Genomic DNA, 1,171 nt, shown 5'->3' on the forward strand with positions numbered 1-1,171 from the left:
GAGCCGATTCTTGCCGCCAGCAGTTCCATTTGTTTATTGCGGTAGGATTTCCCATTGTCAAAGTTAAACATCTGTGGACGTCCGTACTTTGCAGCGGCAGATTTGATAACGGACATCAGATTTACAAAGTTGTCATTGAAAAATGCGTCAATGCCCACAATAAAACGGCTGGCATCATCAATAAGGGCGATGATGTAAACTTTATGCTTTTGTCCGCCGGCGGTTTTCAGATAAGGCCCCACACTGGAATCACCGCACCAGACCTCGTTGATATGAGGACGCTCATAGCGGCGCATATCCCGGTTGGCGGTGGTTTTCAGTTCCAGAGCCAGCTGGTTGACATAGCGGCATACCGTTGACTCGGAAACTTCACCGGCAACAATGCTGCCGTTGTCATGAAGCTGCCGGAAAATGGCAGATGCAGACATACGCGGGTAGTTCAGTTTGAGATGCTTAATCTGTTCCTGTAAATCTGCATCCAGCTTTCTTGGCTTCCCCTTGTCCACACGCCCCTTGGGGATAAGGGCATCAAAGCCGCCGTTTTTGTAGCAGCGGTACCAGCGTTCAATGGTGGCAGCTGAAAAGTGTTTTACTGTGCCGTCCGGTGCGGCAGCGCCCTTTTTTGAGGCATCACGGTAAAAGGCATCCAGGGAACTGTATTCTTCCGGAAGCCCGTTTATGATGGGTGAGATGAGGGAATACCGCATCAGGGCGGTATCATGCTGTTTTTCCTGTGTCATATGAAATCCTCCTGTGTGTTTTTTGACCATTATAGAGAAAAATGGAGGACATGTCGTGTCAGGTTATGTGGTGTTCATAGAAAGAATATTTGGGGTGCAGCGAATCTGCATAAACTGCCTGGAAAAAGCAGAAAAACAGTCATGAATCAGAGTTGTCCTGTTAAAAAGGGATATCTGTGCAGAAAGGAGGAGCTGTTTCCAGTGCATAAGGAAGCAGCGGATGATGTAACGGCAGTTGCTCTCATCAATATAGGGATTGTAATTCATGAGTGTATCCTGGCCTTTCCTGCTTTCCTGACAGGAGATGATTTCTATATGTTCCGCCAGGGATATCTGTGAATAAGGAACCATGGAAGAAGGAAGAAGTGCATGGGTACGCCGACAGCGGGAGCAGATAAGGCGGCAGATGCGGAAAGCTGCTTTGCCTTCCG

At 48.2% G+C, this 1,171-nt stretch carries 2 protein-coding genes; both read right to left on the reverse strand.

What is annotated here, in order from left to right; genetic code table 11:
- Positions 1 to 740, reverse strand: a 740-nt coding sequence (locus D7Y06_RS25220; protein ID WP_158591508.1) for a DDE-type integrase/transposase/recombinase, incomplete at its 3' end; no start/stop codon positions are given.
- A gap of 63 nt (positions 741 to 803) precedes the next feature.
- Positions 804 to 1,171, reverse strand: a 368-nt coding sequence (locus D7Y06_RS27575) for a DUF6431 domain-containing protein (RefSeq protein WP_243119518.1), incomplete at its 5' end; no start/stop codon positions are given.

The sequence above is a fragment of the Roseburia sp. 1XD42-69 genome, assembly GCF_003612565.1.
In the GTDB taxonomy this organism is placed as follows: Bacteria; Bacillota; Clostridia; order Lachnospirales; family Lachnospiraceae; genus Roseburia_B.